Here is a 24,314-nt window from a genome sequence, read left to right as displayed (position 1 = left end):
CGTGCCGTGATGAATCTGCTCTACTGGCTCGATCCGTGGGTATTCTCGCCGACTGTCGTGATCGCGCTGCTGGTGCCGGCGATCCTGTTCGTGCGCGGCGCGCGGCATGCGAAGCTGTCGATCGCGCGGCGCATTTCCTTCTGGTTCGGGCTGGTGGCGCTCTACGTGGTGCTGCACACGCGGCTCGATTATTTCTTCGAGCATGAGTTCTTCATGCATCGATTGCAGCATCTGGTGCTGCATCACCTCGGGCCGTTCTTCATCGCGCTGTCGTATCCGGGGCCGGCGTTGCGCGCCGGCATTCCGTTCGCATGGCGGCAGCGCTTCGTGCGGCCCGCGCTACAGACGCCCGTGGTGCGCAAGCTGCTCGACGTAGTGATGCATCCGGTCGTCGCGGTCACACTATTCGTCGGGCTGATTTACTTCTGGCTGCTCTCGCCGGTTCATTTCGTCGCGATGCTCGACTGGCGGCTCTATCGCGTGATGAACTGGAGCATGGTGATCGACGGCCTGCTGTTCTGGTGGCTGGTACTGGATCCGCGGCCGGCGCCCCCCGCGCGGTTGTCGCCGGGCAAGCGCGTGCTGGTGGTGATAGCGGCAATTCCGCCGCAGATCGTCCTCGGGGCGTTTATCTTTTTCACGCCACACGAGCTTTATCCGATCTATTCGATTTGCGGCCGCGCATTCACGTGGCTCAGCCCGATGCGCGATCAACAGATCGGCGGGCTGTTGCTGTGGATTCCGGGTTCGATGATGAGCGTGATCGGCGCGCTGATCGCACTGCGTCACTGGATGCGGCTATCGGCACGCGGACGATTGCGTGCCGAACGGCGTGCGCCCGCGGCGCCGGGTGTGGCGCAGAGTGCCTCGGCAGCCGGCGCGCGCGGGCAGCAGTGACGCATTCAGCTTCGTGCGCGGTGCTCGACGCTGAATGCACGCGCGACAGCCATCCAAGTCAAATTCAGGCCGAACGCATCCACACGTGCGGGATGCCGTCCTCGTCGTGAATCTCCGACACCGGCGCGAAGCCGAACGCGCCATAGAAGCGTTGCAGATGCGCCTGCGCATGCAGACGGATCGGCGTACCTGGCCACTGCGCGCGAATCTGCGCGATCGAGCGTTCGAGCATCGCATTGCCCAGCTTGATGCCGCGAAATGCCGCCGTGGTCAGTACGCGTCCGATGCGTACGTCCGTATCGTCGGCAGTGGGGAGCAGCACCCGCAGATAACCCGCCAGCGGCGGCGGCGCTGCGTCGACGCGAGCGCCATAAGCCAGCAGATGCCAGGCTTGCATATCGAGCCCGTCGATATCGGCATACACGCAGTTTTGCTCGACAACGAACACCGCGCTGCGCGCGGCGAGCATCTCGTAGACTTCGATATTCGTGAGGTCCGCGAAGATTTTCCAGCGCCATTCGAGTTCTGCAAGCCGCCTGGCGGCAGTTGATTGCGTAGCGGTCATCAAGTGCTTTCGGAAAAGGGGCGCCCCGGTACGGGCGACGAATCGCAATTATGCCGCGCGCGACGGCCGTCAGCTATGCCACGCGTCGGCCGCACGATGCGATGCCGCCACGCTGCGTTGCGCCGGCGAGCCGACGGCCGAGCCGCCGCCTTCATAAAACCGCCTCGACAGGACGGGCGAGACATTCGATCAAATTGCCCGGGCCGCACAGATGCAGCGCGCCGACGACCACGAGCGTGCGCGCGCGTTCGTCGAGGCATGCCTGCAAACGCTTGGCCCAGGCGCGATTGCGCGCGTCGAGAATGGCGTGACGGATACCCGGCAGGTTGAACATCGGCGATTCGTCCGCGATTCGCTGCACCGCTTGCAGATCGCCATTCAGCCAGGCCTCGTGCATCCGTTCGAGCGTGCGCTGCGGTTCCTCGCGATCAGCCATCAACAAGCGGAGTGCCGCGCCGATGGCTTCGAGCGGAATAGTCTCGAGCGCCGCGGCCACGTCCTGCGCCGTCTCCAGATAGCTAAAGGGCTTGGCTTGCGCGATCGCGGAGCGCAGCATGCGCGGCTCGACACCTTCGACGACCTGCTGAAACAGCGTCGGCGCCACGATTAGCGCTGCCCACGGACGCAGTTCGACGAGCGGCGCCAATGCGCCTTCGACGGGCCATACTGCCTGGAGCCGGCTCCAGGCATCGGCCGATAGCAAGGGCAGCAGTTGAGCGGCGCTCTGCCGCGCGTTGGCCTTCACCAGCGGCAGGATGGTCGGCGGATCGGATTCGAAGACCAGCGCTTGCGCCCAGTCGTACGCCTCGGTAACCCATGGCGGCGTTCTGCGGCTCGTCGACGGAAAGAGATGCATCGAGCCAAGCAGGCGCACATTGGTGCCGGTGAGTTGTAGGTACACGTAGTCTCCGGATCAACGGGCGATTACCCGCAAAGTGGCCATGCAATTCTGCAATCGGAATAGTAACGCCCAGTATCGTGAACGCGTCGGGCGGTAGAAAGGCGACGTGCGAAAAATACGGTTCGTCGTCCGATCGGGCAATGCCGTGCTAACGATACATCTTGCGCCGCACGCGCCATGAGTTCCGGGGACCGTCAACGCTGCTCGCGGATCAGCCCAAGTAAAGCGGCCAGTGCGTCTGCGGCACGTCTCGTAAGCACGCCGATTATTCAGCTGTCCTTTTCATCCATCACTCGATTGCCGCGGGAAAAAGAAAAGCCCCGACAGGTCGGGGCTTTTCTTTACATCAACGACTGGAGGCGCGAGCCGGAGTCGAACCGGCCTAAACGGCTTTGCAGGCCGCTGCATAACCGCTTTGCTATCGCGCCGCAAGCGGACTGGAACCTGAGTGCAGGCTCGCAGTTTTGTTCAGCGGACAATCGCTCAACCAGAACGATCGGCCCACCAAACAAAAAGGGAAGCGCTGCTTCCCCTTATGTATGGAGCGGGAGACGAGGCTCGAACTCGCGACCTCAACCTTGGCAAGGTTGCGCTCTACCAACTGAGCTACTCCCGCATTGCACTGCTTCACAACGCGCTGCATTTTTACTTCGCCAACAACGCGGTGCTTCGGAAAACTGGAGCGGGAGACGAGGCTCGAACTCGCGACCTCAACCTTGGCAAGGTTGCGCTCTACCAACTGAGCTACTCCCGCATTGTGCTGCTAACTACTTACGCTAAGTGCTGCCTTACTGACTTCAACTACTCTGCTATTCGTCCGTTGCTTCGCACTGCTCGCATCGGAGAAACGAGATTATGGAGAACCGGCTGAAACGTGTCAACCCTTTTGCGAACGGGTTGAATGAAAACTTTTCGCTCATGCTTCGGCGAGCTTCCTGACGCTCATGCGGCCTTGCAAGCTGCACCGTGACCCTCTCGACGATCACGCCACGCCGCCACGCTCCCGGATCTGCGGCCACGCCAGCTTCATGTAGTAAAGCATCGACCAGATGGTCAGGAACGCAGCCAGATAGATGAGCCACAGGCCCCACACGCGCGTGTCGATCACCACGCCGCCGCCGAACGACAGGGGTCCGTAGAACAGCAGCATCGGGATCGCCACCATCTGGCAGACGGTCTTGAACTTGCCGAGCGAATTCACCGCGACACTCTTCGACGCGCCGATCTGCGCCATCCACTCGCGCAGCGCAGAGATCGCGATTTCGCGTCCGACGATCACCAATGCAATCGCCGAGTCGATCCGCGCGAGTTGCACCAGCACCAGCAAGGCCGCCGTCACCATCAGCTTGTCGGCGACCGGATCGAGAAACGCGCCGAATGCCGAAGTCTGGTTCCACTTGCGGGCCAGAAAGCCGTCGAACCAGTCAGTGAGCGCGGCCAGAATGAAGATCGTCGCGGCCGCCAGATTGCGGTGCGCCGGGCTCATCATCATGTCCGGCAGATAGAACACGCCGACGACGAGCGGAATCAGCACGATTCGCAGCCAGGTCAGGAAAATCGGGAAATTGAACGGCATGGGCAGGCGCAGCGTCTGACGAGTGAGATGCAATTGTGCCGTGTCGCAAGGCCTGCCACAAGCAACGCGGCTCGCGGGGGCCGGCATGCGGGCCGGCGCGCGACGTTTGCGCCGCGCCTCTCGGGCGCGGCGTTGCGGTTTGCCGGTCGGCTGTTCGCCCTAAGTTAGCCGCGACGTTAACCACGATCGACCTCCGATCGACCCTCAGCGCCCGGCCACGTCCCATTGGTCGTACCCGAACGTAACGGCGATCCGGCTTCCTTGACGCAGCCGTACCCGACATTCAATGCAACTGTCGATAAATCTGCTCGGCCAGCGCCTGCGAAATCCCTTCGACGCTCGCCAGATCCTCCACGCTCGCCGCGACCACGCCGCGCAGTCCGCCAAACCGTGCGAGCAGCCGTTGACGCCGCTTTGCGCCCACGCCTTCGAGTTCTTCGAGCCGCGAGGTCTGGCGCGTCTTGCCGCGCTTGGCGCGCATGCCGGTGATCGCAAAACGATGCGCCTCGTCGCGAATCTGCGCGACCAGCATCAGTGCGGCGCTTTCCTTGCCGAGTTCGAGCGGCGCGCGGCCGTCGGCGAAGATCAGCGTTTCGAGACCGACCTTGCGGCCCTCGCCCTTCGCGACGCCCACCAGCATGCCAGTATCGAGGCCGAGTTCCGTGAACACCTGGCGGGCGATCTCGACCTGCCCCTTGCCACCATCGATCAGCACGATGGTCGGCAAAATCCCGCCCGCGGACGCCGGCTGCGCGGCGTCCGCCGCGAGCGCAGGATCGACGGCAGCGTCGCCTTGCAATTGCGCGGCTTCGTCGGCGGCATTCGCGGCGGCTTGCGCGACCATCTTCTCGTAGCGGCGCGTCAGCACCTGACGCATGGCCGCGTAGTCGTCGCCTGGCGCAATGCCCGTGATGTTGTACCGACGGTATTCGGACGACTGCATCTTGTGGTGGTGATACACCACGCACGACGCCTGAGTCGCCTCGCCCATCGTATGGCTGATGTCGAAGCACTCGATGCGCAAATGCGCGAGGTCGTCGCATTCCATGCCGAGGGTGTCGGTGAGCGCGCGCGTGCGGGCCTGCTGCGAGCCTTGCTCCGACAGCAGGCGCGCGAGCGCGAGTCGCGCATTCTGTTCGGCCATCGCGAGCCATGCGCGCCTTTGTCCTTGCGGCTGGCGCAGCACCGTCACCTTGTGGCCGGCCTGCTCGATCAGCACGTCGACGAGTTCGCGCGTGGACGGCGCGTGGCTGACCACCAGCACCGGCGGCACGCGATTGCCCAGATAATGCTGCGCAATGAACGCTTCGAGCACTTCCGCTTCGATCCCGCTCGACGCGCGCCCGCTGCGCGCCTTCGAGGGTTCGGCGTCGGCGAGGTTGGCGGCGGCGTTCTCCGCTTCTTCAGCCGCTTCATCTTCGTCTTCCGGAGGCATGGCCTGCGCGATCGCGAGTGCGTCGGAAGCGACCGCAAGGGCCGATTCGTCAAGGCCACTCGCACCGTCTTCCAGCGCCGCCTCTGCGCCGTTCATTTCGCCATCGACCAGTGCTTCGTCGCCTCCCTCGTGCAGACCGCCCTCGTCCGCCGTCAACGCGCTTTCCACATGCGCGGGGAAATACGCTTTATCGCCGAGATGCCGGCCCCCGCGCACCATCGCGAGATTCACGCAGACCCGGCCCCCGAGCGCCACCACCGCGAGAATGTCGACGTCGCTGTCGCTGCCGACTTCGATGGCCTGCTGATGCAGGACCGTCGAAAGCGAACTCATCTGGTTGCGCACCGCCGCCGCCTGCTCGAACTTCAGTTCGCCGGCGAACGCGTGCATTTTCTGCTCGAGCTCCTTCATCACCTCGCCCTGGCGGCCAAGCAAGAAGCGCGACGCGTTGGCGACGTCGCGCGCGTAGTCTTCTTCGCTGATGGCCGCGACACACGGCGCCGTGCAGCGGCCGATCTGATGCAGCAGGCAAGGCCGCGTGCGGTTGTTGAACACCGAATCTTCGCAAGTGCGCAACTGGAACACGCGCTGCAGGATCTGGATGCTCTCGCGCACCGCCCACGCGCTCGGAAACGGACCGAAGTACTGATTGTTGCGGTCCACGGAGCCCCGGTAATAGGCCATGCGCGGAAACTTGTGCCCGGTCAGCTTGAGGTACGGATACGATTTGTCGTCACGAAACAGGATGTTGTAGCGTGGCGCGAGCGCCTTGATCAGATTGTTTTCCAGCAGCAGCGCTTCGGCCTCCGAGCGCGTGACGGTCGTCTCGATGCGCGCGATGCGCGTGACCATCATCGCGATGCGCGGCGACAGCAGCGTCTTCGTGAAGTAGCTGGAGACGCGCTTCTTGAGGTCACGCGCTTTGCCCACATAAAGCACCGCGCCGTGCGCATCGTAATAACGATAGACGCCGGGCAGATGCGGCAGTTGGGCGAGCACTTTTTTCGGCTCGAAATCGTTGGTTGCTTCGGGTTCGGTCATGCAGGGTCGGTTGGCTGGACGGTCTCGCGAGGCCTTGTGCCGCATGCCGCGCGGCGCGGCGAAGTGGCGCGCGCAATCGCGCACGAGGCTTTAGAATCGCCAGTTTAGAACATTCCGCGTGGGTTCGAACCCTGCTCTGCGCTGAACCCGGCAACGCTTTCGCTGCGCGCGGGGGTGGCGGCGCTGCAAGCGCCCCGGCACCGCTGGGTCGTCTACCGCCGCGCAAGCGCCAACCGTTCGACACCGCCAGCCAGGTCGCCATGTCCTCCGTTCCGCTTCGCACCGAGCACCCCGCCGCCGTCGCCATTGCCTGCGACATCTTCTGCGCGGTGATCGACAATTTCGGCGACATCGGCGTGTGCTGGCGCCTCGCGCGCCAACTCGCGAGCGAACACGGCTGGCAGGTGCGCGTGCTGGTCGACGATCTGCATGCGTTCCAGAAGCTGTGCCCGTCGCTCGTGCTGGACCTCGCGCGCCAGACGGTCGGCGGAATTGTCGTCGAACACTGGCGCGAGCCCGCCCATGCCGGCGACACGCTGCAGGTGGCCGACGTCGTGATCGAGGCGTTCGGCTGCGAACTGCCGCCGATCTACGTCGCCGCAATGGCGGAGCGCGAACGCGCGCCGGTCTGGCTCAATCTCGAATATCTGAGTGCGGAAGACTGGGTCGCGGATTTCCATCTGCGTCCATCGCCTCATCCACGCTATGCGCTGTCCAAGACGTTCTTTTTCCCGGGGCTCGGCCCCGGCACGGGTGGCGTACTGAAGGAGCGACATCTGGATGCCGCGCGTGCGGCGTTCGACGCGTCGCCTGCGGCGCGCAACGCGTGGTGGCAGCAAGCCACCGGGCACGCGCCGCCGCCCGCGCATGCAACCGTCGTTTCGCTGTTCTCCTACGAAAACCCCGCCGTCGACAGCCTGCTCGAACAATGGCGCGACAGCGCCGGGCTGGTCGTGCTGCTTGTGCCAGAAGGCCGCATTTCCGGCGCAGTCGCGCGCTTTTTCGGCCTTCGGTCGTTCAACGCGGGGATGCACGCGGCACGCGGCAACCTGAGCGCGCATGCGCTTGCGTTCACCGCGCAAACTGGCTACGACGCGCTGCTGTGGACGAGCGACATCAATTTCGTACGCGGCGAAGATTCGTTCGTGCGTGCGCAATGGGCTGCCAGGCCATTCGTCTGGCATATCTACCCGCAAGCCGACGACGCCCATCTGCCAAAACTCGACGCCGCGCTCGCCCACTACGCCCGCACCCTGCCCGCAGACGCGCGCGGAGCGCTCGCGCGCTTCTGGCATGCGTGGAACGGCGCGGGCAAGCCGGACTGGGCCGACTTCCGCCGTCACTATCCGGCGCTCCAGCAACGCGCAGCCGAATGGGCCGGCGAGCTTGCCCAGGTCGGCGACCTCGCGGGAAATCTGGCCTTGTTCGCAAAAACTCAGCTAAAATAAGCGGTTATCCCACGGCCGACGACGCAAGCGCGGTCCGAATCGCAGCAACGAACCCGGTCAATCCGGCTGGTCGGCCACCTGACCAATCCGGCATCGAAAAACGCATGATGTGCCACCACCTCCCGGTGACAGGTGCAAATGTCAAAAAAGGGACGTATGGTGTGGCTCGGCGCTACTCGTGTACACGCCCGCAAAGGGTAAAAAGCAGGTAACGGATCGTGGGAATGGCGGAACTCGGGCAGCGGCGCAATGCGGCCTGTTACCGCCCCCCGCGGCAAGCCCACCGCGCTTCTCGCATCCAGGCCCCGATGCCGCTGCCCAGCGGTGCGGCGCGCAATGAGCGGGGTGCCCAAGCCGCTTGCGCCGTTTGCCGTTGAGCAAAAGTTGAAGCTACTCATTTCGTACAGGACAGTTTTATGAAGACCGCACAGGAACTCCGCACCGGCAACGTCGTGATGATCGGCGCAGACGCAATGGTCGTGCAAAAGGCCGAATACAACAAATCGGGCCGCAACTCCGCCGTCGTCAAAATGAAGTTCAAGAACCTGCTGACCGGCGCAGGCATGGAAAACGTGTACAAGGCAGACGACAAATTCGACGTCGTCGTGCTCGAGCGCAAGGAAGTGACGTACTCGTACTTCGCCGACCCGATGTACGTGTTCATGGACGCCGACTACAACCAGTTCGAAGTCGAAAGCGAGATGATGGGCGACGCCCTTCACTACCTCGAAGACGGCATGGCTTGCGAAGTCGTGTTCTACAACGAGAAGGCGATCTCGGTCGAGCTGCCGACCACGCTGGTGCGCGAGATCATCTACACGGAACCGGCTGTCAAGGGCGATACGTCGTCGGGCAAGGTGTTGAAGAACGCCAAGCTGACCACCGGCTTCGAACTGCAGGTGCCGCTTTTCTGCAACATCGGCGACAAGATCGAAATCGATACCCGTACCCACGAGTATCGCAGCCGCGCCTAAAGCACCGCACGCTGCACCCGCTCGGCCGACGCAGCGTCGGCCATGTGGAAAAATCGCAAAAAGCGCCCGCTGGGGCGCTTTTTCTTTTTGCAGCGAAAGTGTATGTTGGAGGAAAACTTTACCGGCACATTCCCGAAATTGCCAGTTCGCCCCGCGGTGTTCTCATTTCGCCGTGTATAAACCATGGATGAAGTCGGGCAGGATTCGTTGGCACAGTTCATGCTCGTCTCCCAAATACGCCAGCAGACTTGATGGCCAGAACTGGGAGACGCGCCATGAACAACGATATTGCTGAAGGCAAGTGGAAGCAGATGATCGGCAAGGCAAAAACCGCATGGGGAGAATTGACGGACGACGAACTCACGAAGGCCGAGGGACGCGCCGACAAACTTGCCGGGCTTATCCAGGAACGCTATGGCAAAACCCGCGACGAGGCGGAACTGGAGGTGCGCCGGTTTTTCGACAGCAACCGCGACTTCTGACCGCCCGGATGCAAGAACTACAACGCCTTTCGCCCGCGCTTCGTGGCCGTAACGGGTCGTCTTGAACGGACGGCGGCCAGCGGACGCGGCGAGGCAATACAAAGGACCGACACGACGTGAATCGAATCGCCGTCCGCCGCACCCGGCCTCCGTTTGGCCGGGCGCTACCCCGCTGCCAACCACGCGGCGGCTGCTGCATCCCGATGGCATGCGCCGAGCTAGTGCGGCGGCACCCGGGCGATCGTACCGGCCAGCCATCGTTCCGTTTAGAACGCCAGCCGAAGCACTAGCCACGGGGTGCAACGGGTACCCATCCACTTAAAACTGCGCTCGCCATGCCACACGCCCTGATTGTTGAAGACGATCCCAACAGCCTCTCGGGCCTGTCGGCCATCCTCGCCGCCGACGGCTTCTCTGTCGACACCGCGACGACGATCGCCGAGGCCCGGGCGGCGCTGACCCGGTTCATCCCGGATGTCGTGCTGGTCGACCTGAATCTGCCGGACGGCAGCGGGCTCGACCTGTTGCAGCATCTTCCCGCGCATCCACCAGGCGGCGCCTTGCCCGTGATCGTCATGACCGGCAACGCAACGGTGGAGAGCGCCATCGAGGGTTTGCGGCATGGCATTTGGGACTACCTGCTCAAGCCGGTCAACATCCCGCGCTTGCGCAGTCTGCTTGCGCGCATTCCGCGTCCCTACGAACTGACCGAGGAAGTGCAGACGCTGCGTGCGTCGCTGCGGCAACTCGGACGCTTTGGCTCGATGCTCGGGCGCAGCGGCGCGATCCAGCATGTGTACGACACCATCGAACGCATCGCGCCGACCGAAGCAGCCGTGCTGATTTGCGGCGAACCCGGCACCGGCAAGCAGATCGCGGCGCGCACGCTGCACGATATGAGCCGGCGCCGCAAAGGCCCGTTCGTCAGGTTCGATTGCCGTGGCGCGGGCAGCGTCGGCGCGCATCGTTCGCTGGACAGCTTGCTGTTCGGTCACGAACGCGGCGCGTTCGGCGGCGCCGAGCAGCGCGAGCCGGGTCTGTTCGAGGAGGCGAGCGGCGGCACGCTTTTCATCGACGAAATCGCCGACTTGCCGCGCGCCCAGCAGGAAGCGCTGTTGCGTGCACTCGACTCGCAGACCTTCATGCGGGTCGGCGGCACGAGGCAGGTGGGTACGGACTTCCGGCTCATCGCGTCGACCCGCAAGTCCGCGCGCGCGGCGGTAGCCGACGGCACACTGAGCCAGGACCTCGCCTTGCGTCTCGAAGCGGCCGCGGTGACGCTGCCGCCGTTGCGCGAACGCGGCGACGATCCGGCGCTGATTGCGCAAGCCCTGGTCGACGAATTGAATCACCAGTTGACGCGCGAGGCGGCCGCGCGCGGCACGTCCGAGGTTGCCAAGCAGATCGGACCGAACTTCCTGCGTGAGTGCCTGGCGTATGAATGGCCCGGGAACGTGCGCGAGTTGCAGGACCGCGTGCGGCGCGCGTATCGCGCGTCGGGCGACGTGCTGGAGTCGCTGCGCGCCGACGAGTCGGCGTCGGCCAACGGCCGCGATCTGAACGGCAGCCGCGTGCAGGTTACCGTCGGCACGCCGCTCGCGGACGTCGAGGAGATGCTGATTCGCGCTACGCTCGACGCGGTTGGCGGCACACGTCACCGGGCGGCGTCGCTACTGGGGATCAGCCCGAAGACGCTGTACAACAAGTTGCAACGCATGCGGTTGAATTGAGCCTGGTCGATCGGCTCGGAAACGAACCCGGCAAAAAAACAGGCGCCTCGATCGTATCGAGGCGCCTGTTTTTTGTTCTACCCGCTCGCAAAGACTGCCGGACTTCGGCGCCCTATGCGAACGCATTGCGCAGCAAGGTCTGCGCGTCCAGGTAACGGGGGTCGGCGACCAGCTTGCTCCATGTCAGCGCCTTGCCACGCGGGCGCATGCGTTTGATGCGCCGGCGCGACTCCTTCGACGGCGTGAAGCGTAGCGCATCCAGCACCTTCTCCGCCTCTTCCGGCTGATTGCAGATCAGCACCATGTCGCAACCGGCCTGCAGCGCGGCAGTGGCGCCCTCGGTCAGCGTGCCTCCCTGACGTGCGGCTTCCATGGACAGATCGTCGCTGAAAATCGCGCCTTCGAAACGCAGCTTCTTGCGCAGGATGTCCTGCAGCCAGATCCGCGAGAAACCCGCCGGCTTCGAATCCACTTGCGGGTAGACGACGTGCGCGGGAATCACCGAGCCGAGCGACAAGCCCAGCCAGTCGTATGGCGCGACGTCGTCACGCAGGATCTGCTCGAGCGGACGGTCGTCGACGGGCATCGCGATGTGCGAGTCCGCGTGCGCGAAGCCGTGCCCCGGGAAGTGCTTGCCGCAATTGCTCATGCCGGCCAGCACCAGGCCGTGATTCAGACTCTTCGCGAGCAGCGTCACCACGCGCGGGTCGCGATGGAACGCGCGGTCGCCGATCACCTCCGATTGTCCGTAGTTCAGATCGAGCACCGGCGTGAAACTCATGTCGATGCCGCATGCGCGCAGTTCCGCCGCGAGGATATAGCCGACCGCGGTGGTTACCCTCGTCGCATGCAGCACATCGCTGTCCCAGAGCGCGCCGAGCTTGCCCATCGCCGGCAGCACGGTGAAGCCGTCGGTGCGAAAGCGCTGCACCCGGCCGCCTTCGTGGTCGACGGCGATCAGCAGATGCTTGCGCACCGCGCGGATCGATTCGGTGAGCGCGGTCAATTGCGCGCGGCTTTCATAGTGGCGCGCGAACAGGATCACGCCGCCGGTCATCGGATGGGCAAGGCGGCGTTTGTCGTCGTCAGTCAGCGTTTTGCCGACTACGTCGAGCATCACCGGTCCGGGAGTTGTTTTCATCGAGTTCCGCTGGAAAAGAGCGTTGGGCAAAAGAGCACGCGGCGGGGGTGTGCCGCGGTCGAGCTATTTTTTATCCGGCTGCTGCCGACGCATCCGGCACGCCCGGCGCGCCCGCATGCGTGGTCTCCGCAACGACGAAGGACACCGCATAGTCGCGCTCGTCGCTGATCGTCACGCGCGCGGTGATGCCGCGCGCGGCGAGCCAGTCGGCCAGTTCGCCGGATGCCACCACCATCGGTTCGCCGCTCGGCTTGTTGAGCGTTTGCAACGCTCGCCAGGTCATCGGCCAGTGCATGCCGAGACCAATCGCTTTGGAAAACGCTTCTTTCGCCGAGAACCGCGTGGCGAGGAACGCGAGGCCTCGCGCCGCCGAGCGCGCCTGGCGCGCGTGATAGACGCGCAGTTCGTCGGGCCCGAGCACCTTCTCCGCGAAGCGGCCGCCGGTGCGCGTCATCACCGCGGCGACGCGGCTGACCTGGACGATGTCGGTGCCGATGCCATAGATCGCCGTGCGCGCGACCGCCGTCTCGGGCCGCATCAGGCGCGCGCGCCCAGACGTGCGGCGACCATGATCGCCTTCATCTCGCGCACCGCGTTGTCCCAGCCGGCGAAGATCGCGTGCGCCACAATCGCATGACCGATGTTCAGCTCGACGATCCCGTCGATCGCGGCGATCTGCTGCACGTTGGTGTAGTGCAGGCCGTGGCCCGCGTTGACCTTGATGCCGAGCGTGATGCCGAATTCGACGGCCCTTACCACGCGTTCGTATTCGCGCTGCTGTTCGGCGGGATCGTGAGCTTCCGCGTAACGGCCCGTGTGCAGTTCGATCACCGGCGCGCCGGCTTCGTGCGCGGCGCGAATCTGCGTCTCGTCTGGATCGATGAAGAGCGACACGCGCGAGTTCGCTTCGGCGAGCTGCTTGCACGCAGCACGCACTGCTTCGAACTTGCCGGCCACGTCGAGGCCGCCTTCGGTGGTGAGCTCCTGGCGCTTTTCCGGCACGAGGCAAACGTCGTGCGGCTGCACCTGGCAGGCAATGTCGAGCATCTCCTGGGTGACTGCGCATTCGAGGTTCATGCGCGTCTTCAGCAAAGGGCGCAGCTTGTGTACATCGGCGTCGACGATATGGCGTCGGTCTTCGCGCAGATGCAGCGTGATCGCGTCGGCGCCGGCCTCTTCGGCCATCAGCGCTGCGCGGATGGGGTCGGGGTAGGACGTGCCGCGCGCGTTGCGCAGCGTAGCAACGTGATCGATGTTCACGCCCAGGTCGATTACGGTCGGCGACGTAAGGAAGAAGCTCATAGGTTCTGCAAGTCGATCAGGATCTGGCGCGTCGCGAGCGGCGTGCCGCCAAGGTAAGTGTTGAGCAGAAAGCGCATCAGCGTTTTGCTCTGCGTCACGGTCTGGGGTCGATGGTAATCGTCCTGTTCCATGTCGAGCAAGGTTTGTCCCACGACTACCGGCCATTGCGCCGGCCAGTCGTCGGATGCTTCACGCACGCCCCGCTCCGGATCGAACACATAGCGCCTTTCGGGCAGCACCGCCTGGCGCGCGACCGTGCGGTCGAGCGCCATCGCGTAACCGGTTTCGCGCAGCAGCACGCGTTCGAAGGAACGCAGCACCTGCACCGGCGGCTCGTCGTGGGCGAGACGCGTCATCGTGACGACGTAGTGATGGAACAGTTGCGGATGCGGGTCTTCGCGCGCGCAGAACTTGACCAGCAGTTCATTGACGTAGAAGCCGCACAGCAGCGCGTCGCCGGTCAGCGGCAGCATGCCGCCGACCCATTCCGCGCCGGTCAGCGTGCGCACTTCGGACTTGCCCGACCACGACAGCGCAAGCGGCTGGAAGGTCTGCAACACGCCGCGCAACGCGGAGTGCGGCCGTTTCGCGCCCTTCGCGACGAGCGCGAGACGGCCGTGATCGCGTGACAGCACGTCGATGATCAGGCTGGTCTCGCGATACGGATAACTATGCAGCACGAAGGCGGGTTGCTCCGCGATCCGGTATTCGGATGTGGCGGCGCGCGATGCGCGGCGCGCCGGCGTTTTGCGCGGCTCGCCTTCGGCACGCTCAGCGCCACCTGCAGCATTTTTGCCGGAGGTTTTTTTGGCGCGGCGCGCCGGCGCCGCCGGCTGGGGCTCGTCCGGCGGGGCGTCGGAATTCAGCGTCATCCATGCGTCATTCGTACCCATACGCGCGAAGTCCGGCTTCGTTGTCCGCCCAGCCGCTCTTCACCTTGATGAAGGTTTCCAGATAGACGGGTCCGTCGAACAGCTTTTCCATGTCGAGGCGCGCTTCGGTGCTGATCTGCTTGAGCTTGGCGCCCTTCTGGCCGATGATCATCGCTTTGTGCGTATCGCGTTCGACCATGATGGTCGCGAAAATACGGCGCAGGCGTCCTTCAGTTTCAAACTTGTCGATCAGCACGGTGCTCGTGTAGGGCAGTTCGTCGCCAGTCCAGCGGAACACCTTTTCGCGCAGTATTTCCGCCGCAAGAAAGCGCTCGCTGCGATCGGTCAGATCGTCTTCGCCGTAAATCGGCGCGCCTTCCGGCAGGAACGGCTTGACGGTCGCCATCAAACGCTTGATGTCGTCAGGATGCTTGGCCGACAACGGCACGATCTCATTGAACTGGCGCAGCGCGCTGACTTGCTGCATGAACGGGAACAGCGAGTCCTTGTCCGATACGCGGTCGAGCTTATTGGCGATCAGCAGCGTCGGCACCGACGGCGGGATCAGGTCGAGCACTTTCTGGTCGTCGGCGCCGAAGCGGCCGGCCTCGATCACGAACAGGATTGCGTCGACGGAAGTCAGCGTGGACGTGACCGCACGATTGAGCGAACGGTTCAGCGCGCCGCTGTGCTTGGTCTGGAAGCCCGGCGTGTCGACGAAAATGTACTGTGCGTCTTCCAGCGTGTGAATGCCGGTGATGCGATGGCGCGTGGTCTGCGCCTTGCGGGACGTGATGCTGACTTTCTGGCCGACCAGCGCGTTCATCAGCGTGGATTTGCCGACGTTGGGGCGGCCGACGATCGCGACCATGCCGCAGCGGAAACCAGTGGGGGTGGGAGCGTTCATATTCGGGCTACGGCAAGTTCAGAGCGGCGCGCGGAAAATGGCGCACCGAGGGCAATCAATGGCCCGCATCGGCGACGCGGGTTTGCACCGCGTCGACTACGCCGGGTTCGTGTTCGGTGGCTGCCGGGATGGCCGGCGGCGCGGCGACGGCTGCTCCGGGTGCGGCCTCGCGGGCGCGCTGCCGTTCCGCGGAACGTAGCGGCGCGGCTTCGGTTTTAGCTTCGGCCGGTTTGTCGGTGGTGGCTTTGTCAGCGGATCTATCGTTGGCGGGAACGGTCGGCTTGTCCGCTGCGGATTTCTCCGCCTTCTCGGCTCGCTCGGCTTTCTCCTGCCCGCTATATTCGACGTGCGCGGCACGAATCACGGCGAGCGGCGAGCCACCGACGGCCGACGCGGCACGTTCGGCGGCAGGCCTTTCTGGCGAAAGTTCCGCCGCTGCAGCGGCACGCGGCTCGCCACGTGCCGCACTGCGTTCGTGCTTACGCTCGGGGCTGCGCAAATCCAGCGCAGCCTGCACGCCGGTCACCCCGGGCACGATCTCCACTTGCGCGTTTTTCGCGGCACGCGCGGCTTTCGAGCGCTTGGACTTTCCGACGACCGCGGGGGCCGCGGCCATCACTTCGTCGAGCGCTTTCTTCGCGGCTGCCTGCTCCGCCGCGCGACGGCTCGCGCCGGAACCGGACACTTTCACGTCCAGCTTCGGGACCGTGCATTCCACTTCGAACTGCTGATTGTGCGCCGCACCATGAGTAGCAACGACGGTGTAGGTGGGCAGTGCGATCTTGTGCCCCTGCAGATACTCCTGCAGCAGTGTCTTGGCGTCCTTGCCGAGCGTGCGCGGATCGATGTGATCGAGAATCGGCACGTACAGACGTTTGATCACGGTCTGAGCGGCGTCGAAGCCGCCGTCGAGAAACACGGCGCCCAGTACCGCTTCCAGCGTGTCAGCGAGGATGGACGGGCGACGGAAGCCGCCGCTGCGCAGTTCGCCCTCACCGAGCCGCAGGCCTTCAGAAATATTGAGGGCCTGGGCGATCTCATACAACGACTGCTGCTTGACCAGGTTTGCCCGCACGCGCGACAGATCACCCTCGTCCAGCTTGCCGAACCGTTGGAACAAAAGCGCAGCCACCGCGCAATTGAGAACCGAGTCGCCGAGAAACTCGAGCCGTTCGTTATGCGTGGCGCTATGACTACGGTGCGTCAAAGCCTGGCGCAACAATTCCGCATTGCGAAATTCGTAGCGCAAACGGCTTTCCAACGGAGATAGGGGCATGGGCAGAGTATAACGCGGGCGCCGGACCCGGCGAAAACGCGGGTCGGCCTGCGAAAAAAGCGGAGTGAAGCGACGTTACCGCGGGTTCTTGAAGCAGCGTGACTGCCCGCCGCGACTGATGTGACGGAAAAGCGGTCAACCGCGCGGCGCGTCGTGCAATCGACCCAGCCAACTCAGTGGAACGGGCCGATACGTTTGAGATCGCTGAAGTTCATCCAGATGAAAAAGGCGCGGCCGACGATATTCCTGTCCGGCGCAAAACCCCAATAGCGGCTATCCGCGCTGTTGTCGCGGTTGTCGCCCATCATGAAGTAGTTGCCCGGCGGCACCTTGCAGATCACGCCGCGCGCGTTGTAGGTGCAGTTGTCCCGATACGGAAAATCTTCTGCGCCTACGATGAACGGCGGCACGGCCGGATTGTTCAGAATCGCGTTCTTGCGGCCGTCGATATCTTCTTCGAACTGCTTCGCGTAGCCGAGGCGTTCTTCGTCGAGGTAATCGGGCAGCGGCGTTTCCGGCACCGGCTTGCCGTTGATGCTGAGCTTCTTGTCCTGATACGCGATCACATCGCCAGGCACGCCGATGACGCGCTTGATGTAGTCCACCGACTCGTCTTTCGGGTAACGGAATACCACCACGTCGCCACGCGCCGGCGCGCGGCCTTCGGTGATCTTCGTATTGGTGATCGGCAAACGGATCCCGTATTCGAATTTGTTGACGAGGATGAAGTCGCCCACCAGCAGCGTGGGCACCATCGACCCCGAAGGAATCTTGAACGGCTCGACCACGAACGAGCGCACCACGAACACCACCAGAATCACCGGGAAGAAGCTCGCCGAATACTCGAGCCACCACGGTTGACGCAGCTTGTCGTCGCGCAAACGCGCGCGCGTTTGCGCGGCGTTTTCGTCGGCAAAGCGCTCGCCGATGCGCTCCTGCTGACGGTCGAATTCGGCGACTGCGGCTTGCGCCGCCCGGCGCCTTCTCGGCAGGAAAACCAGTTTGTCCGCGACCCATGCAACGCCCGTCAAAATGACGAGCACAAAAAGAATCAGCGCAAAATTCATAGCGTTCCGTTATTGAACTTATTTGTCTTCGACACGCAGAATCGCGAGGAAAGCCTCTTGCGGAATCTCGACCGAGCCCACCTGCTTCATTCGCTTCTTGCCTGCCTTTTGCTTTTCCAGCAGTTTCTTCTTACGGGAAATATCACCGCCGTAGCATTTTGCCAGCACGTTCTTACGCAACGCTTTAATGTTCTCGCGTGCAATGATGTTCGAACCGATGGTGGCCTGAATCGCCACGTCGTACATCTGGCGCGGAATCAGTTCGCGCATTTTCGCGGCCACTTCGCGGCCGCGATACTGGCTCTGTGAACGGTGCACGATGACCGATAGCGCATCGACCTTGTCGCCGTTGATCAACATGTCGACCTTCACCACGTCGGAGGCGCGATATTCCTTGAACTCGTAATCCATCGACGCGTAGCCGCGCGAAATCGACTTCAGGCGATCGAAGAAGTCGAGCACCACTTCGCCCATCGGGATTTCATACGTGAGTTGCACCTGGCGGCCGTGGTACTGCATGTTGATCTGATTGCCGCGCTTTTGCGTACAGAGCGTGATCACCGAGCCGACGTAGTCTTGCGGCATGTAGAGATTGACGGTGACAATCGGCTCGCGCACTTCTTCGATCTTGGACGGTTCCGGCATCTTGGCCGGATTCTCGACCATGATGGTGGTGCCGTCGCGCTGCAGCACTTCATAGACCACGGTGGGAGCGGTGGTGATCAGGTCCATGTCGAACTCGCGTTCGAGACGTTCCTGCACGATCTCCATATGCAGCAAACCAAGGAACCCGCAACGGAACCCGAAGCCGAGCGCCTGCGAAACCTCCGGCTCGTATTGGAGCGACGCGTCGTTCAGCTTGAGCTTTTCCAGCGAGTCGCGCAGCGCGTCGTACTGGTTGGCTTCGACCGGATAGAGACCGGCGAACACCTGCGGCTTCACTTCCTTGAAGCCGGGCAGCGGCTCGGCAGCCGGACGGTTCACCAGCGTGACGGTATCGCCCACCTTGGCGGCGGCCAGCTCCTTGATACCGGCGATGATGAAGCCCACCTGCCCCGCCGACAACGATTCGAGATTTTTCGACTTGGGCGTGAATACGCCGATGTGCTCGACCGGGTACTGTGCGCCGGTCGCCATCATGCGGATCTTGTCCTTCGGGCGTAGCGTGCCGTTGACGATACGCACCAGCATCACGACGCCGACGTAGTTGTCGAACCACGAGTCGATGATCAGTGCCTGCAGCGGCGCTTCCTGATCGCCCTTGGGCGGTGGCACTTTCGCGATCAGCGCTTCGAGCACGTCCTCGACGCCCAGGCCGGTTTTCGCGCTACAACGCGTTGCATCGGTCGCGTCGATGCCGATCACGTCTTCGATCTCGGCGATCGCGCTTTCGGGATTCGCCGCCGGTAGATCGATCTTGTTGAGTACAGGAATCACGTCGACGCCGAGTTCGATCGCCGTATAGCAATTGGCGACGGTTTGCGCCTCCACGCCCTGGCTCGCGTCGACGACCAGCAGCGCGCCTTCACAGGCGGACAGCGAGCGGCTGACTTCATACGAGAAGTCGACGTGGCCCGGCGTGTCGATCATGTTGAGGTTGTAAATTTGCCCGTCGCGGGCGCGATACGTCAGAGCGGCGGTTTGTGCCTTGATGGTGATGCCGCGCTCGCGCTCGAGGTCCATCGAGTCGAGCACCTGGGCTTCCATCTCGCGGTCGGACAGGCCGCCGCAGATCTGGATGATGCGATCGGCGAGCGTCGACTTGCCATGGTCGATGTGCGCAATGATCGAGAAATTACGAATATGATCCATTCAGTGCCGATCAAGCAAAAAAGGCGCGCTCGGACAATAGCGGAGCACGCCTTGTAAGTAGGTGAAAAACCTATCTATTTTAGCCGAAAAGGCTATCGCCCGGCGCATCTTGCGAAGGCCGGGAGAAAAGACGGCTCTGGAAATGCGTGAAATGCGGTGGGTACAGCGCCCGTCTGGCGCGCTGCGGCAAGCTTCCGGTCAATCGAAGCAAGCGGCCTCGGAACGTGCGGCCAGCGCGGCACGGACCCGCGCCAGGTCGAGGTGATAGTGGCATAACTCGACGCCGTCGCAGACCAGAACGGGCACCAGCTCGTTGTAACGGGCTTCCAGCACTGGGTCCGCGTCGATATCGACTACATCGACCTGCGCGCCGAATTCCGCCAGCAACGGCGCAAGCGCGGCAAGCATGTCTTCACAGAGGTGGCACCACGCGCGCCCGAACAGCGTGAGTGGCGCCACCTTCTTCATTTCTGCACGGTACGGGGGCGAAGCGGCACGAACTGCGTGTTCTCGCCGCGACGAACCAGCAGCGCAACCATCTTCGAAGAGTCGAGGTGCGAGATCAGTTCGTCGAACTGCTTTGCACTCGAGACGTCCGCATCGCCCACGCGCAGAATAATGTCGCCCTTTTGCAGCCCCACACGCGCCGCCGGACCGTCCGCCGCATCCACCTGCACGCCGTTGCGAAGCTTCAACGCCTTCAACTGATCGGCGGGGATGTCGCTGACGGCGAGGCCCAGCGCGTTCGTCGCGCGCTGTTTCGGCGGCTGCGGCTTCTTCAGATCTGCCTTGGTCGTCTTGTCCGGCTGCATCTCGGCGATCGTGACGGGCAATTCATGCGTTTGCCCCTTGCGCCAGACCGTGATAGTCGACCGGGTGCCGGGCTTGGTGTCGCCGACCATGCGTGGCAAGTCGGTCGCCGTGTCGACCGGATGGCCGTTGAACTTGAGGATGATGTCGCCCGGCTGCACGCCGGCCTTGTCGGCCGGACCGCCCGGTTCGACGCTGCTCACCAGCGCGCCTTGCGCCTTTGGCAGTCCGAGCGAGTCGGCGACGTCTTTGGTGACTTCGCCGATCGCCACCGCGATACGGCCGCGCACCACCTTGCCGGAGCTCTTCAGTTGATCGGCCACGCGCATGGCCTCGTCGATCGGAATCGCGAACGAGATGCCCATAAAGCCGCCGGTGCGGCTGTAGATCTGCGAGTTGATGCCGATCACCTCGCCCTGCATGTTGATCAGCGGCCCGCCGGAGTTGCCCGGATTGACGGCGACGTCGGTCTGAATGAACGGCAGATAATCGCCGGTGTCGCGCCCCTTCGCGCTGACGATGCCGGCCGTCACCGTATTCTCGAGCCCGAACGGCGAGCCGATCGCCACCACCCATTCGCCCACGCGCACCTTGTTCGAATCGCCGATAGTGATGGTCGGAAGGTTGGCGGCGCTGATCTTCACGACCGCGACGTCAGTGCGATCGTCCACGCCAATCAGCTTCGCCTTGAATTCGCGCTTGTCGGTCAACGTGACGTAGATCGTGTCGGCCTCGTCGACGACGTGCGCGTTCGTCATCACGTACCCATCTGCGGAGATGATGAAGCCCGAGCCGACACCGCTATTCTGTTCAGCATCGTTGCTATCGGGCGCATCCTGGCTGCCACCGTTGCCGCCGTTGTCGCCGCCGCGCGGCGAACCGGGCGACTGCGGAGACTGTGGCAACGGAATGCCGAAGAAGCGGCGGAAAAATTCCGACATGTCGCCGTCGTCCATACCCGGTGGCAGGCCGCCGCGGGCACCGTTGTTGGACACGCGCGTGGTGGTGCGAATGTTGACGACAGCCGGACCGACTTTGTCGACCAGGTCAGTGAAGTCGGGCAGATTGGCGGCGGGAGCCGCCGACGCCGTATGCGGCGCGAGCGGCAAACACGCCGCTACCAGCGCGGCCGCGAGGAATTTGCGCACCGAGAGAGTCGTCATATCGTAGCAAGCCAAGGGATTCAGGATTCGAAGGATTACTTCGGAGCTTTGTATTCTATGGCAGCCGCGAATTGCTGTAATGTGCTCTGAGGGACTTCACCCAGCAGGGTAATCCAGAAGTCGCCGCGCCGCTTCACAAGCACGTGCGTAGCGCCGCTGCTGCCCGAGCCCTCTTTGCGCGTATTGTTCTCGACCGGCTCGACGAAAACCGAAATCGCCGCAAGGCCGTCCGAGAACACCGCCTGGTCCACCGGAATGGTCGGCTGACCCGCGTCGCGCGCGGCCATCGGCCGGCGCAGTTGGCGAATCATGTGAAAGCCGGGCACCGTCGGCGCGATCTGCCAGCCTTGCGCGGCCATGTCGACCGGTTCGACGGGCGGGCGCACGACGGTCCATCCTGCCGTATTACGAATGCCGTTGACGATACCGGCTTTGTCGACCGGCACACCGATGCGGATCTGCGAAAACGACAACTGTTCGAGCACCTGGCCGCTCGGGTCGAGCGTCTGCGCGCGCAGCAACAGGCCCGTCTTCTTGTCGGCCCAAAGCTTATAGGCAAACCGGTAGCCGTCTTTCGGATCGAGCTCGATGACCTGACAGTCGACGCCCGCCACGCGGTCCTCGCCGAGCAGTTTCGGTTCATAGACGGACAGGACCTGTTCGCCGCTCACGGCAAGCAGAGCCGGGAACGCGTCCTTGTTCTGACGCCTCTCGACCACCAGCAGACGCCGCTCAGGCACGAACGTGTAGAGGTCGTCGTTATGACGCAGCATTTTGCGCGGCTTGCCGTCGAGGCTTTCGAGAAGTTCGAACTCGCCGTCCGTACGGGTCGCGTAGTGAGCGATCCTGGAGGTCTGCACGAAGTTACCGCGCTGATAGACGAACGCGCCCTCGTAGTTCTGCTGTTGGGCCGCCTGATGGATGCGATCGAGCAGATCCGCAGCCGTGTGACGGGCGACCAGCGGATCGGCGGTTTGTGAAAAGACCCGCGGCGTAGCGGACAACAATACGGCTGCGCAGAACAGAAATGCCGGCAGCCGCCCCCAGATAGTCGTTTTATTCAACCGCAGAGTCTGCATCAAACTATTGGCCTTGCGTAGAGACTGAGGCGGCGCGGATCATCGGCATCGAGCTCGCCATGACCGGTTGTTGCGCGAATTGCTGATGCGCTTCGAGATATTGATCGAGACTTGCGTCGCGGATGATGTTCGCGTCCTGCCCGACCGGCTGGGCCGTTGACATCGGCACCGACGCCATTGCGACCCGCTGCACCGCATCCTCCCGCGTCTGCAGCGACGCCATCTGCGCGACCGAGCCGCCAGGCACGTGTTGCAGTTGCGGCACGACGATCCAAGTCAACGTGGCAGCCGCGGCAGCCACGGCAACAGCGGGCATGACGCGCCGACGCAGCGAGAGCAAGCGCCGTGCAAGCGGGATTGCCGCGGGCGCCAGCATATGCGGCTCGTTTTGCAATCGTGCGGCGAAACCGGACATGAATGCGCTGCTGGTTGCAGCACTGACTGCCAGGTCGTCGGAGCGCAACGCGTCGCCGATCAGGTGATAGCGCGACCACGCCGCACGATCTTCACCGTTCAGCCCAGAAAGAAATTTGTCCAGATTCGGATGCTCTTCGCCGAACAGCTCACCGTCGACAAAGGCGGACAGACGCTCGCCGCGCGACCCGTCTTGCGATTGCATCGAGACCGACCCCATGATGCTCCCCATGTTACGAATACCCCGTAGTGACACCACTAATCCAGATATTGCACCCGTGCTCCCGGTCGGCCGGCTGGCGTTTACCAGCGCTTGCCTTCAGGTGTGTCAAGCAACGGACGCAATTTTGCCGCAATGGCTTCGCGAGCGCGGAAAATCCGTGATCTGACGGTGCCGATCGGGCAACCCATCATCTCAGCGATTTCCTCGTAGCTCAAACCTTCAATTTCACGAAGAGTAATGGCGGTGCGCAACTCTTCCGGCAAAACCGCCATCGCAGCATTGACCGTCTCGGCGATCTGCTTGCTCATCAACATCGACTCAGGCGTGTTGATATCCCTTAGTTGGTCGGCATCGGAGAAAGTTTCAGCTTCTTCAGCATCTGCTTCGGTCGAGGTCGGCGCGCGCCGGCCTTGCGTGGCAAGGTAGTTCTTTGCCGTATTGACCGCAATCCGGTACAACCACGTATAAAACGCCGATTCCCCGCGAAATTGCGGCAACGCCCGGTACGCCTTGATGAAGGCGTCCTGCGCGACATCTTCCACCTCGGCGGGGTCGCGCACAAGGCGCGAGATCAGCCGGAGAATTTTGCGGTGGTACTTGGAGACCAGAAGCTCGAACGCGGCCTTGTCGCCCTTCTGGACGCGTTCGACCAGCACCTGGTCAATTTCTTTTTCGCTCACCTGATAAATCCGTTAACTATAGGGCGCATGACGGGGCACCATTGTAGCGTCCTCAACATTGATGCACGTTACGCCGGTAATAGCGGTTACAGTCTTTACAGTCAGGCGCCGGCGGTGCGTCGGCCCAGCACCGACAGTTGCCGGAAAACGGCTGCGGGAAGCGCGTCGGCGGTAAGCAGCAAGGTACGGGCACGCCCGGCTTGCGGCTGGAGCGTGAAAACCAGCAGGCGGCCGCTCCATTGCGAGCAGCCGGTGATACGTCCCTGCATCTCCAGGGTGCCGGCCCGGCCCCACACCGACAGCTCGTCCTGCCCGATTCTCAGCGCCGCGGGTTGCGCCCGCTCGTGCGCTCTTGCGCCAAGCATCAGCAGCGCGCCGACGGCGAACGTCGGCGGCAATGCCTGCCACACACCCATGTGCGAAGCGAAGCAGCTGTAAGCGGCCAAGGTGGCCGTCAGCATGAACATCAGCAATACGGCACGCATGACGAAAGAGCGACGCAGCGCAATTCGCTGCGTC

General features: G+C 63.3%; 23 protein-coding genes and 3 tRNA genes. 5 read left to right on the top strand and 21 right to left on the bottom strand.

Annotated features, from left to right (window positions below; genetic code table 11):
- Positions 1-9 precede the first annotated feature (9 nt).
- Entirely contained in the window at positions 10-897 is an 888-nt protein-coding gene (locus tag ABQJ48_RS04785; protein WP_367836332.1) for a cytochrome c oxidase assembly protein, read from the top strand.
- A 64-nt stretch (positions 898-961) separates the two neighbouring features.
- On the opposite strand, the gene ABQJ48_RS04780 is transcribed toward ABQJ48_RS04785, so the two are convergent.
- The 7 genes from ABQJ48_RS04780 to uvrC form a co-directional block, all read right to left on the bottom strand.
- The gene (locus tag ABQJ48_RS04780; RefSeq protein ID WP_367836331.1) at positions 962-1,462 is read right to left on the bottom strand and encodes a GNAT family N-acetyltransferase; all 501 of its coding nucleotides are present in this window, start codon (positions 1,460-1,462) and stop codon (positions 962-964) included.
- A gap of 151 nt (positions 1,463-1,613) precedes the next feature.
- On the bottom strand, positions 1,614-2,363 hold the full coding sequence (locus ABQJ48_RS04775) for a TraB/GumN family protein (RefSeq protein ID WP_367836330.1): 750 nt from the start codon (positions 2,361-2,363) through the stop codon (positions 1,614-1,616).
- 354 nt (positions 2,364-2,717) lie between these two features.
- Positions 2,718-2,791, bottom strand: a tRNA-Cys gene (locus ABQJ48_RS04770).
- A 112-nt stretch (positions 2,792-2,903) separates the two neighbouring features.
- Positions 2,904-2,979: transfer RNA gene (locus ABQJ48_RS04765), tRNA-Gly, on the bottom strand.
- Positions 2,980-3,041: 62 nt separating this feature from the next.
- A tRNA-Gly gene (locus tag ABQJ48_RS04760) sits at positions 3,042-3,117 on the bottom strand.
- 228 nt (positions 3,118-3,345) lie between these two features.
- The gene (pgsA, locus tag ABQJ48_RS04755) at positions 3,346-3,939 is read right to left on the bottom strand and encodes a CDP-diacylglycerol--glycerol-3-phosphate 3-phosphatidyltransferase (protein ID WP_367836535.1); all 594 of its coding nucleotides are present in this window, start codon (positions 3,937-3,939) and stop codon (positions 3,346-3,348) included.
- A gap of 283 nt (positions 3,940-4,222) precedes the next feature.
- Positions 4,223-6,415 (bottom strand): excinuclease ABC subunit UvrC, encoded by a 2,193-nt coding sequence (uvrC, locus tag ABQJ48_RS04750; RefSeq protein ID WP_367836329.1) that lies wholly within the window; start codon positions 6,413-6,415, stop codon positions 4,223-4,225.
- Positions 6,416-6,675: 260 nt separating this feature from the next.
- Between uvrC and earP the strand changes: the two genes are divergently transcribed.
- From earP to ABQJ48_RS04730, 4 genes are all read left to right on the top strand, one after another.
- Positions 6,676-7,863 carry an elongation factor P maturation arginine rhamnosyltransferase EarP gene (gene earP, locus ABQJ48_RS04745; RefSeq protein ID WP_367836328.1) on the top strand — a complete coding sequence of 396 codons (1,188 nt, stop codon included), beginning with the start codon at positions 6,676-6,678 and terminating at the stop codon, positions 7,861-7,863.
- 416 nt (positions 7,864-8,279) lie between these two features.
- Complete coding sequence (efp, locus tag ABQJ48_RS04740) at positions 8,280-8,837, top strand: elongation factor P (protein WP_367836327.1); 558 nt, start codon at positions 8,280-8,282, stop codon at positions 8,835-8,837.
- Between the two features lie 275 nt (positions 8,838-9,112).
- Entirely contained in the window at positions 9,113-9,319 is a 207-nt protein-coding gene (locus tag ABQJ48_RS04735; protein WP_367836325.1) for a CsbD family protein, read from the top strand.
- Positions 9,320-9,654: 335 nt separating this feature from the next.
- Positions 9,655-11,049 carry a sigma-54-dependent transcriptional regulator gene (locus tag ABQJ48_RS04730; protein WP_367836324.1) on the top strand — a complete coding sequence of 465 codons (1,395 nt, stop codon included), beginning with the start codon at positions 9,655-9,657 and terminating at the stop codon, positions 11,047-11,049.
- A gap of 112 nt (positions 11,050-11,161) precedes the next feature.
- Here the strand turns inward: ABQJ48_RS04730 and nagZ are convergent, their stop codons facing one another.
- From nagZ to ABQJ48_RS04660, 14 genes are all read right to left on the bottom strand, one after another.
- Complete coding sequence (nagZ, locus tag ABQJ48_RS04725; RefSeq protein ID WP_367836323.1) at positions 11,162-12,190, bottom strand: beta-N-acetylhexosaminidase; 1,029 nt, start codon at positions 12,188-12,190, stop codon at positions 11,162-11,164.
- Positions 12,191-12,260: 70 nt separating this feature from the next.
- A complete protein-coding gene (gene acpS / locus ABQJ48_RS04720; RefSeq protein WP_367836322.1) occupies positions 12,261-12,728 on the bottom strand; it encodes a holo-ACP synthase in 468 nt (155 codons plus the stop codon).
- Entirely contained in the window at positions 12,728-13,492 is a 765-nt protein-coding gene (gene pdxJ / locus ABQJ48_RS04715) for a pyridoxine 5'-phosphate synthase (RefSeq protein ID WP_367836321.1), read from the bottom strand. The genes acpS and pdxJ overlap by 1 nt, the downstream gene beginning before the upstream one ends.
- A complete protein-coding gene (gene recO, locus ABQJ48_RS04710) occupies positions 13,489-14,385 on the bottom strand; it encodes a DNA repair protein RecO (RefSeq protein ID WP_367836319.1) in 897 nt (298 codons plus the stop codon). The genes pdxJ and recO overlap by 4 nt, the downstream gene beginning before the upstream one ends.
- The gene (gene era / locus ABQJ48_RS04705) at positions 14,372-15,271 is read right to left on the bottom strand and encodes a GTPase Era (RefSeq protein WP_367836318.1); all 900 of its coding nucleotides are present in this window, start codon (positions 15,269-15,271) and stop codon (positions 14,372-14,374) included. Before era ends, recO begins: the two co-directional genes overlap by 14 nt.
- Before the next feature lie 55 nt (positions 15,272-15,326).
- Positions 15,327-16,547 (bottom strand): ribonuclease III, encoded by a 1,221-nt coding sequence (gene rnc, locus ABQJ48_RS04700; RefSeq protein WP_367836317.1) that lies wholly within the window; start codon positions 16,545-16,547, stop codon positions 15,327-15,329.
- 173 nt (positions 16,548-16,720) lie between these two features.
- Positions 16,721-17,614 (bottom strand): signal peptidase I, encoded by an 894-nt coding sequence (gene lepB, locus ABQJ48_RS04695; protein ID WP_367836316.1) that lies wholly within the window; start codon positions 17,612-17,614, stop codon positions 16,721-16,723.
- A gap of 18 nt (positions 17,615-17,632) precedes the next feature.
- Positions 17,633-19,426 carry a translation elongation factor 4 gene (lepA, locus tag ABQJ48_RS04690; RefSeq protein ID WP_367836315.1) on the bottom strand — a complete coding sequence of 598 codons (1,794 nt, stop codon included), beginning with the start codon at positions 19,424-19,426 and terminating at the stop codon, positions 17,633-17,635.
- A gap of 198 nt (positions 19,427-19,624) precedes the next feature.
- A complete protein-coding gene (locus ABQJ48_RS04685) occupies positions 19,625-19,894 on the bottom strand; it encodes a glutaredoxin family protein (RefSeq protein WP_367836314.1) in 270 nt (89 codons plus the stop codon).
- Positions 19,891-21,399 carry a DegQ family serine endoprotease gene (locus tag ABQJ48_RS04680; protein WP_367836312.1) on the bottom strand — a complete coding sequence of 503 codons (1,509 nt, stop codon included), beginning with the start codon at positions 21,397-21,399 and terminating at the stop codon, positions 19,891-19,893. Before ABQJ48_RS04680 ends, ABQJ48_RS04685 begins: the two co-directional genes overlap by 4 nt.
- Positions 21,400-21,434: 35 nt before the next feature.
- Positions 21,435-22,478 carry a MucB/RseB C-terminal domain-containing protein gene (locus tag ABQJ48_RS04675; protein ID WP_367836533.1) on the bottom strand — a complete coding sequence of 348 codons (1,044 nt, stop codon included), beginning with the start codon at positions 22,476-22,478 and terminating at the stop codon, positions 21,435-21,437.
- Between the two features lie 4 nt (positions 22,479-22,482).
- Complete coding sequence (locus ABQJ48_RS04670; RefSeq protein WP_367836311.1) at positions 22,483-23,112, bottom strand: sigma-E factor negative regulatory protein; 630 nt, start codon at positions 23,110-23,112, stop codon at positions 22,483-22,485.
- 83 nt (positions 23,113-23,195) lie between these two features.
- Positions 23,196-23,795, bottom strand: coding sequence for an RNA polymerase sigma factor RpoE (rpoE, locus tag ABQJ48_RS04665; RefSeq protein WP_006051939.1), 600 nt, complete (start codon positions 23,793-23,795; stop codon positions 23,196-23,198).
- 101 nt (positions 23,796-23,896) lie between these two features.
- Positions 23,897-24,280, bottom strand: coding sequence for a protein YgfX (locus ABQJ48_RS04660; protein WP_367836310.1), 384 nt, complete (start codon positions 24,278-24,280; stop codon positions 23,897-23,899).
- Positions 24,281-24,314 lie beyond the last annotated feature (34 nt).

The organism is Paraburkholderia suaedae (assembly GCF_040812055.1).
In the GTDB taxonomy this organism is placed as follows: domain Bacteria; phylum Pseudomonadota; class Gammaproteobacteria; order Burkholderiales; family Burkholderiaceae; genus Paraburkholderia.
The sequence above is the reverse complement of the archived record's forward strand: the minus strand, read 5'-3'. Positions and strand labels throughout refer to the sequence as shown.

Excerpts from the sequence above, each read along its gene's own strand:
- ABQJ48_RS04685 (WP_367836314.1), bottom strand. The coding sequence starts at position 19,894 with ATGAAGAAGGTGGCGCCACTCACGCTGTTCGGGCGCGCGTGGTGCCAC.
- earP (WP_367836328.1), top strand. The coding sequence starts at position 6,676 with ATGTCCTCCGTTCCGCTTCGCACCGAGCACCCCGCCGCCGTCGCCATT.
- acpS (WP_367836322.1), bottom strand. The coding sequence starts at position 12,728 with ATGCGGCCCGAGACGGCGGTCGCGCGCACGGCGATCTATGGCATCGGC.
- lepB (WP_367836316.1), bottom strand. The coding sequence starts at position 17,614 with ATGAATTTTGCGCTGATTCTTTTTGTGCTCGTCATTTTGACGGGCGTT.
- ABQJ48_RS04660 (WP_367836310.1), bottom strand. The coding sequence starts at position 24,280 with ATGCGTGCCGTATTGCTGATGTTCATGCTGACGGCCACCTTGGCCGCT.
- ABQJ48_RS04785 (WP_367836332.1), top strand. The coding sequence starts at position 10 with ATGAATCTGCTCTACTGGCTCGATCCGTGGGTATTCTCGCCGACTGTC.
- ABQJ48_RS04670 (WP_367836311.1), bottom strand. The coding sequence starts at position 23,112 with ATGGGGTCGGTCTCGATGCAATCGCAAGACGGGTCGCGCGGCGAGCGT.
- era (WP_367836318.1), bottom strand. The coding sequence starts at position 15,271 with ATGAACGCTCCCACCCCCACTGGTTTCCGCTGCGGCATGGTCGCGATC.
- ABQJ48_RS04735 (WP_367836325.1), top strand. The coding sequence starts at position 9,113 with ATGAACAACGATATTGCTGAAGGCAAGTGGAAGCAGATGATCGGCAAG.
- recO (WP_367836319.1), bottom strand. The coding sequence starts at position 14,385 with ATGGGTACGAATGACGCATGGATGACGCTGAATTCCGACGCCCCGCCG.
- lepA (WP_367836315.1), bottom strand. The coding sequence starts at position 19,426 with ATGGATCATATTCGTAATTTCTCGATCATTGCGCACATCGACCATGGC.
- ABQJ48_RS04730 (WP_367836324.1), top strand. The coding sequence starts at position 9,655 with ATGCCACACGCCCTGATTGTTGAAGACGATCCCAACAGCCTCTCGGGC.
- ABQJ48_RS04680 (WP_367836312.1), bottom strand. The coding sequence starts at position 21,399 with ATGACGACTCTCTCGGTGCGCAAATTCCTCGCGGCCGCGCTGGTAGCG.
- uvrC (WP_367836329.1), bottom strand. The coding sequence starts at position 6,415 with ATGACCGAACCCGAAGCAACCAACGATTTCGAGCCGAAAAAAGTGCTC.
- ABQJ48_RS04675 (WP_367836533.1), bottom strand. The coding sequence starts at position 22,478 with ATGCAGACTCTGCGGTTGAATAAAACGACTATCTGGGGGCGGCTGCCG.
- ABQJ48_RS04780 (WP_367836331.1), bottom strand. The coding sequence starts at position 1,462 with ATGACCGCTACGCAATCAACTGCCGCCAGGCGGCTTGCAGAACTCGAA.
- efp (WP_367836327.1), top strand. The coding sequence starts at position 8,280 with ATGAAGACCGCACAGGAACTCCGCACCGGCAACGTCGTGATGATCGGC.
- rnc (WP_367836317.1), bottom strand. The coding sequence starts at position 16,547 with ATGCCCCTATCTCCGTTGGAAAGCCGTTTGCGCTACGAATTTCGCAAT.
- pgsA (WP_367836535.1), bottom strand. The coding sequence starts at position 3,939 with ATGCCGTTCAATTTCCCGATTTTCCTGACCTGGCTGCGAATCGTGCTG.
- pdxJ (WP_367836321.1), bottom strand. The coding sequence starts at position 13,492 with ATGAGCTTCTTCCTTACGTCGCCGACCGTAATCGACCTGGGCGTGAAC.
- nagZ (WP_367836323.1), bottom strand. The coding sequence starts at position 12,190 with ATGAAAACAACTCCCGGACCGGTGATGCTCGACGTAGTCGGCAAAACG.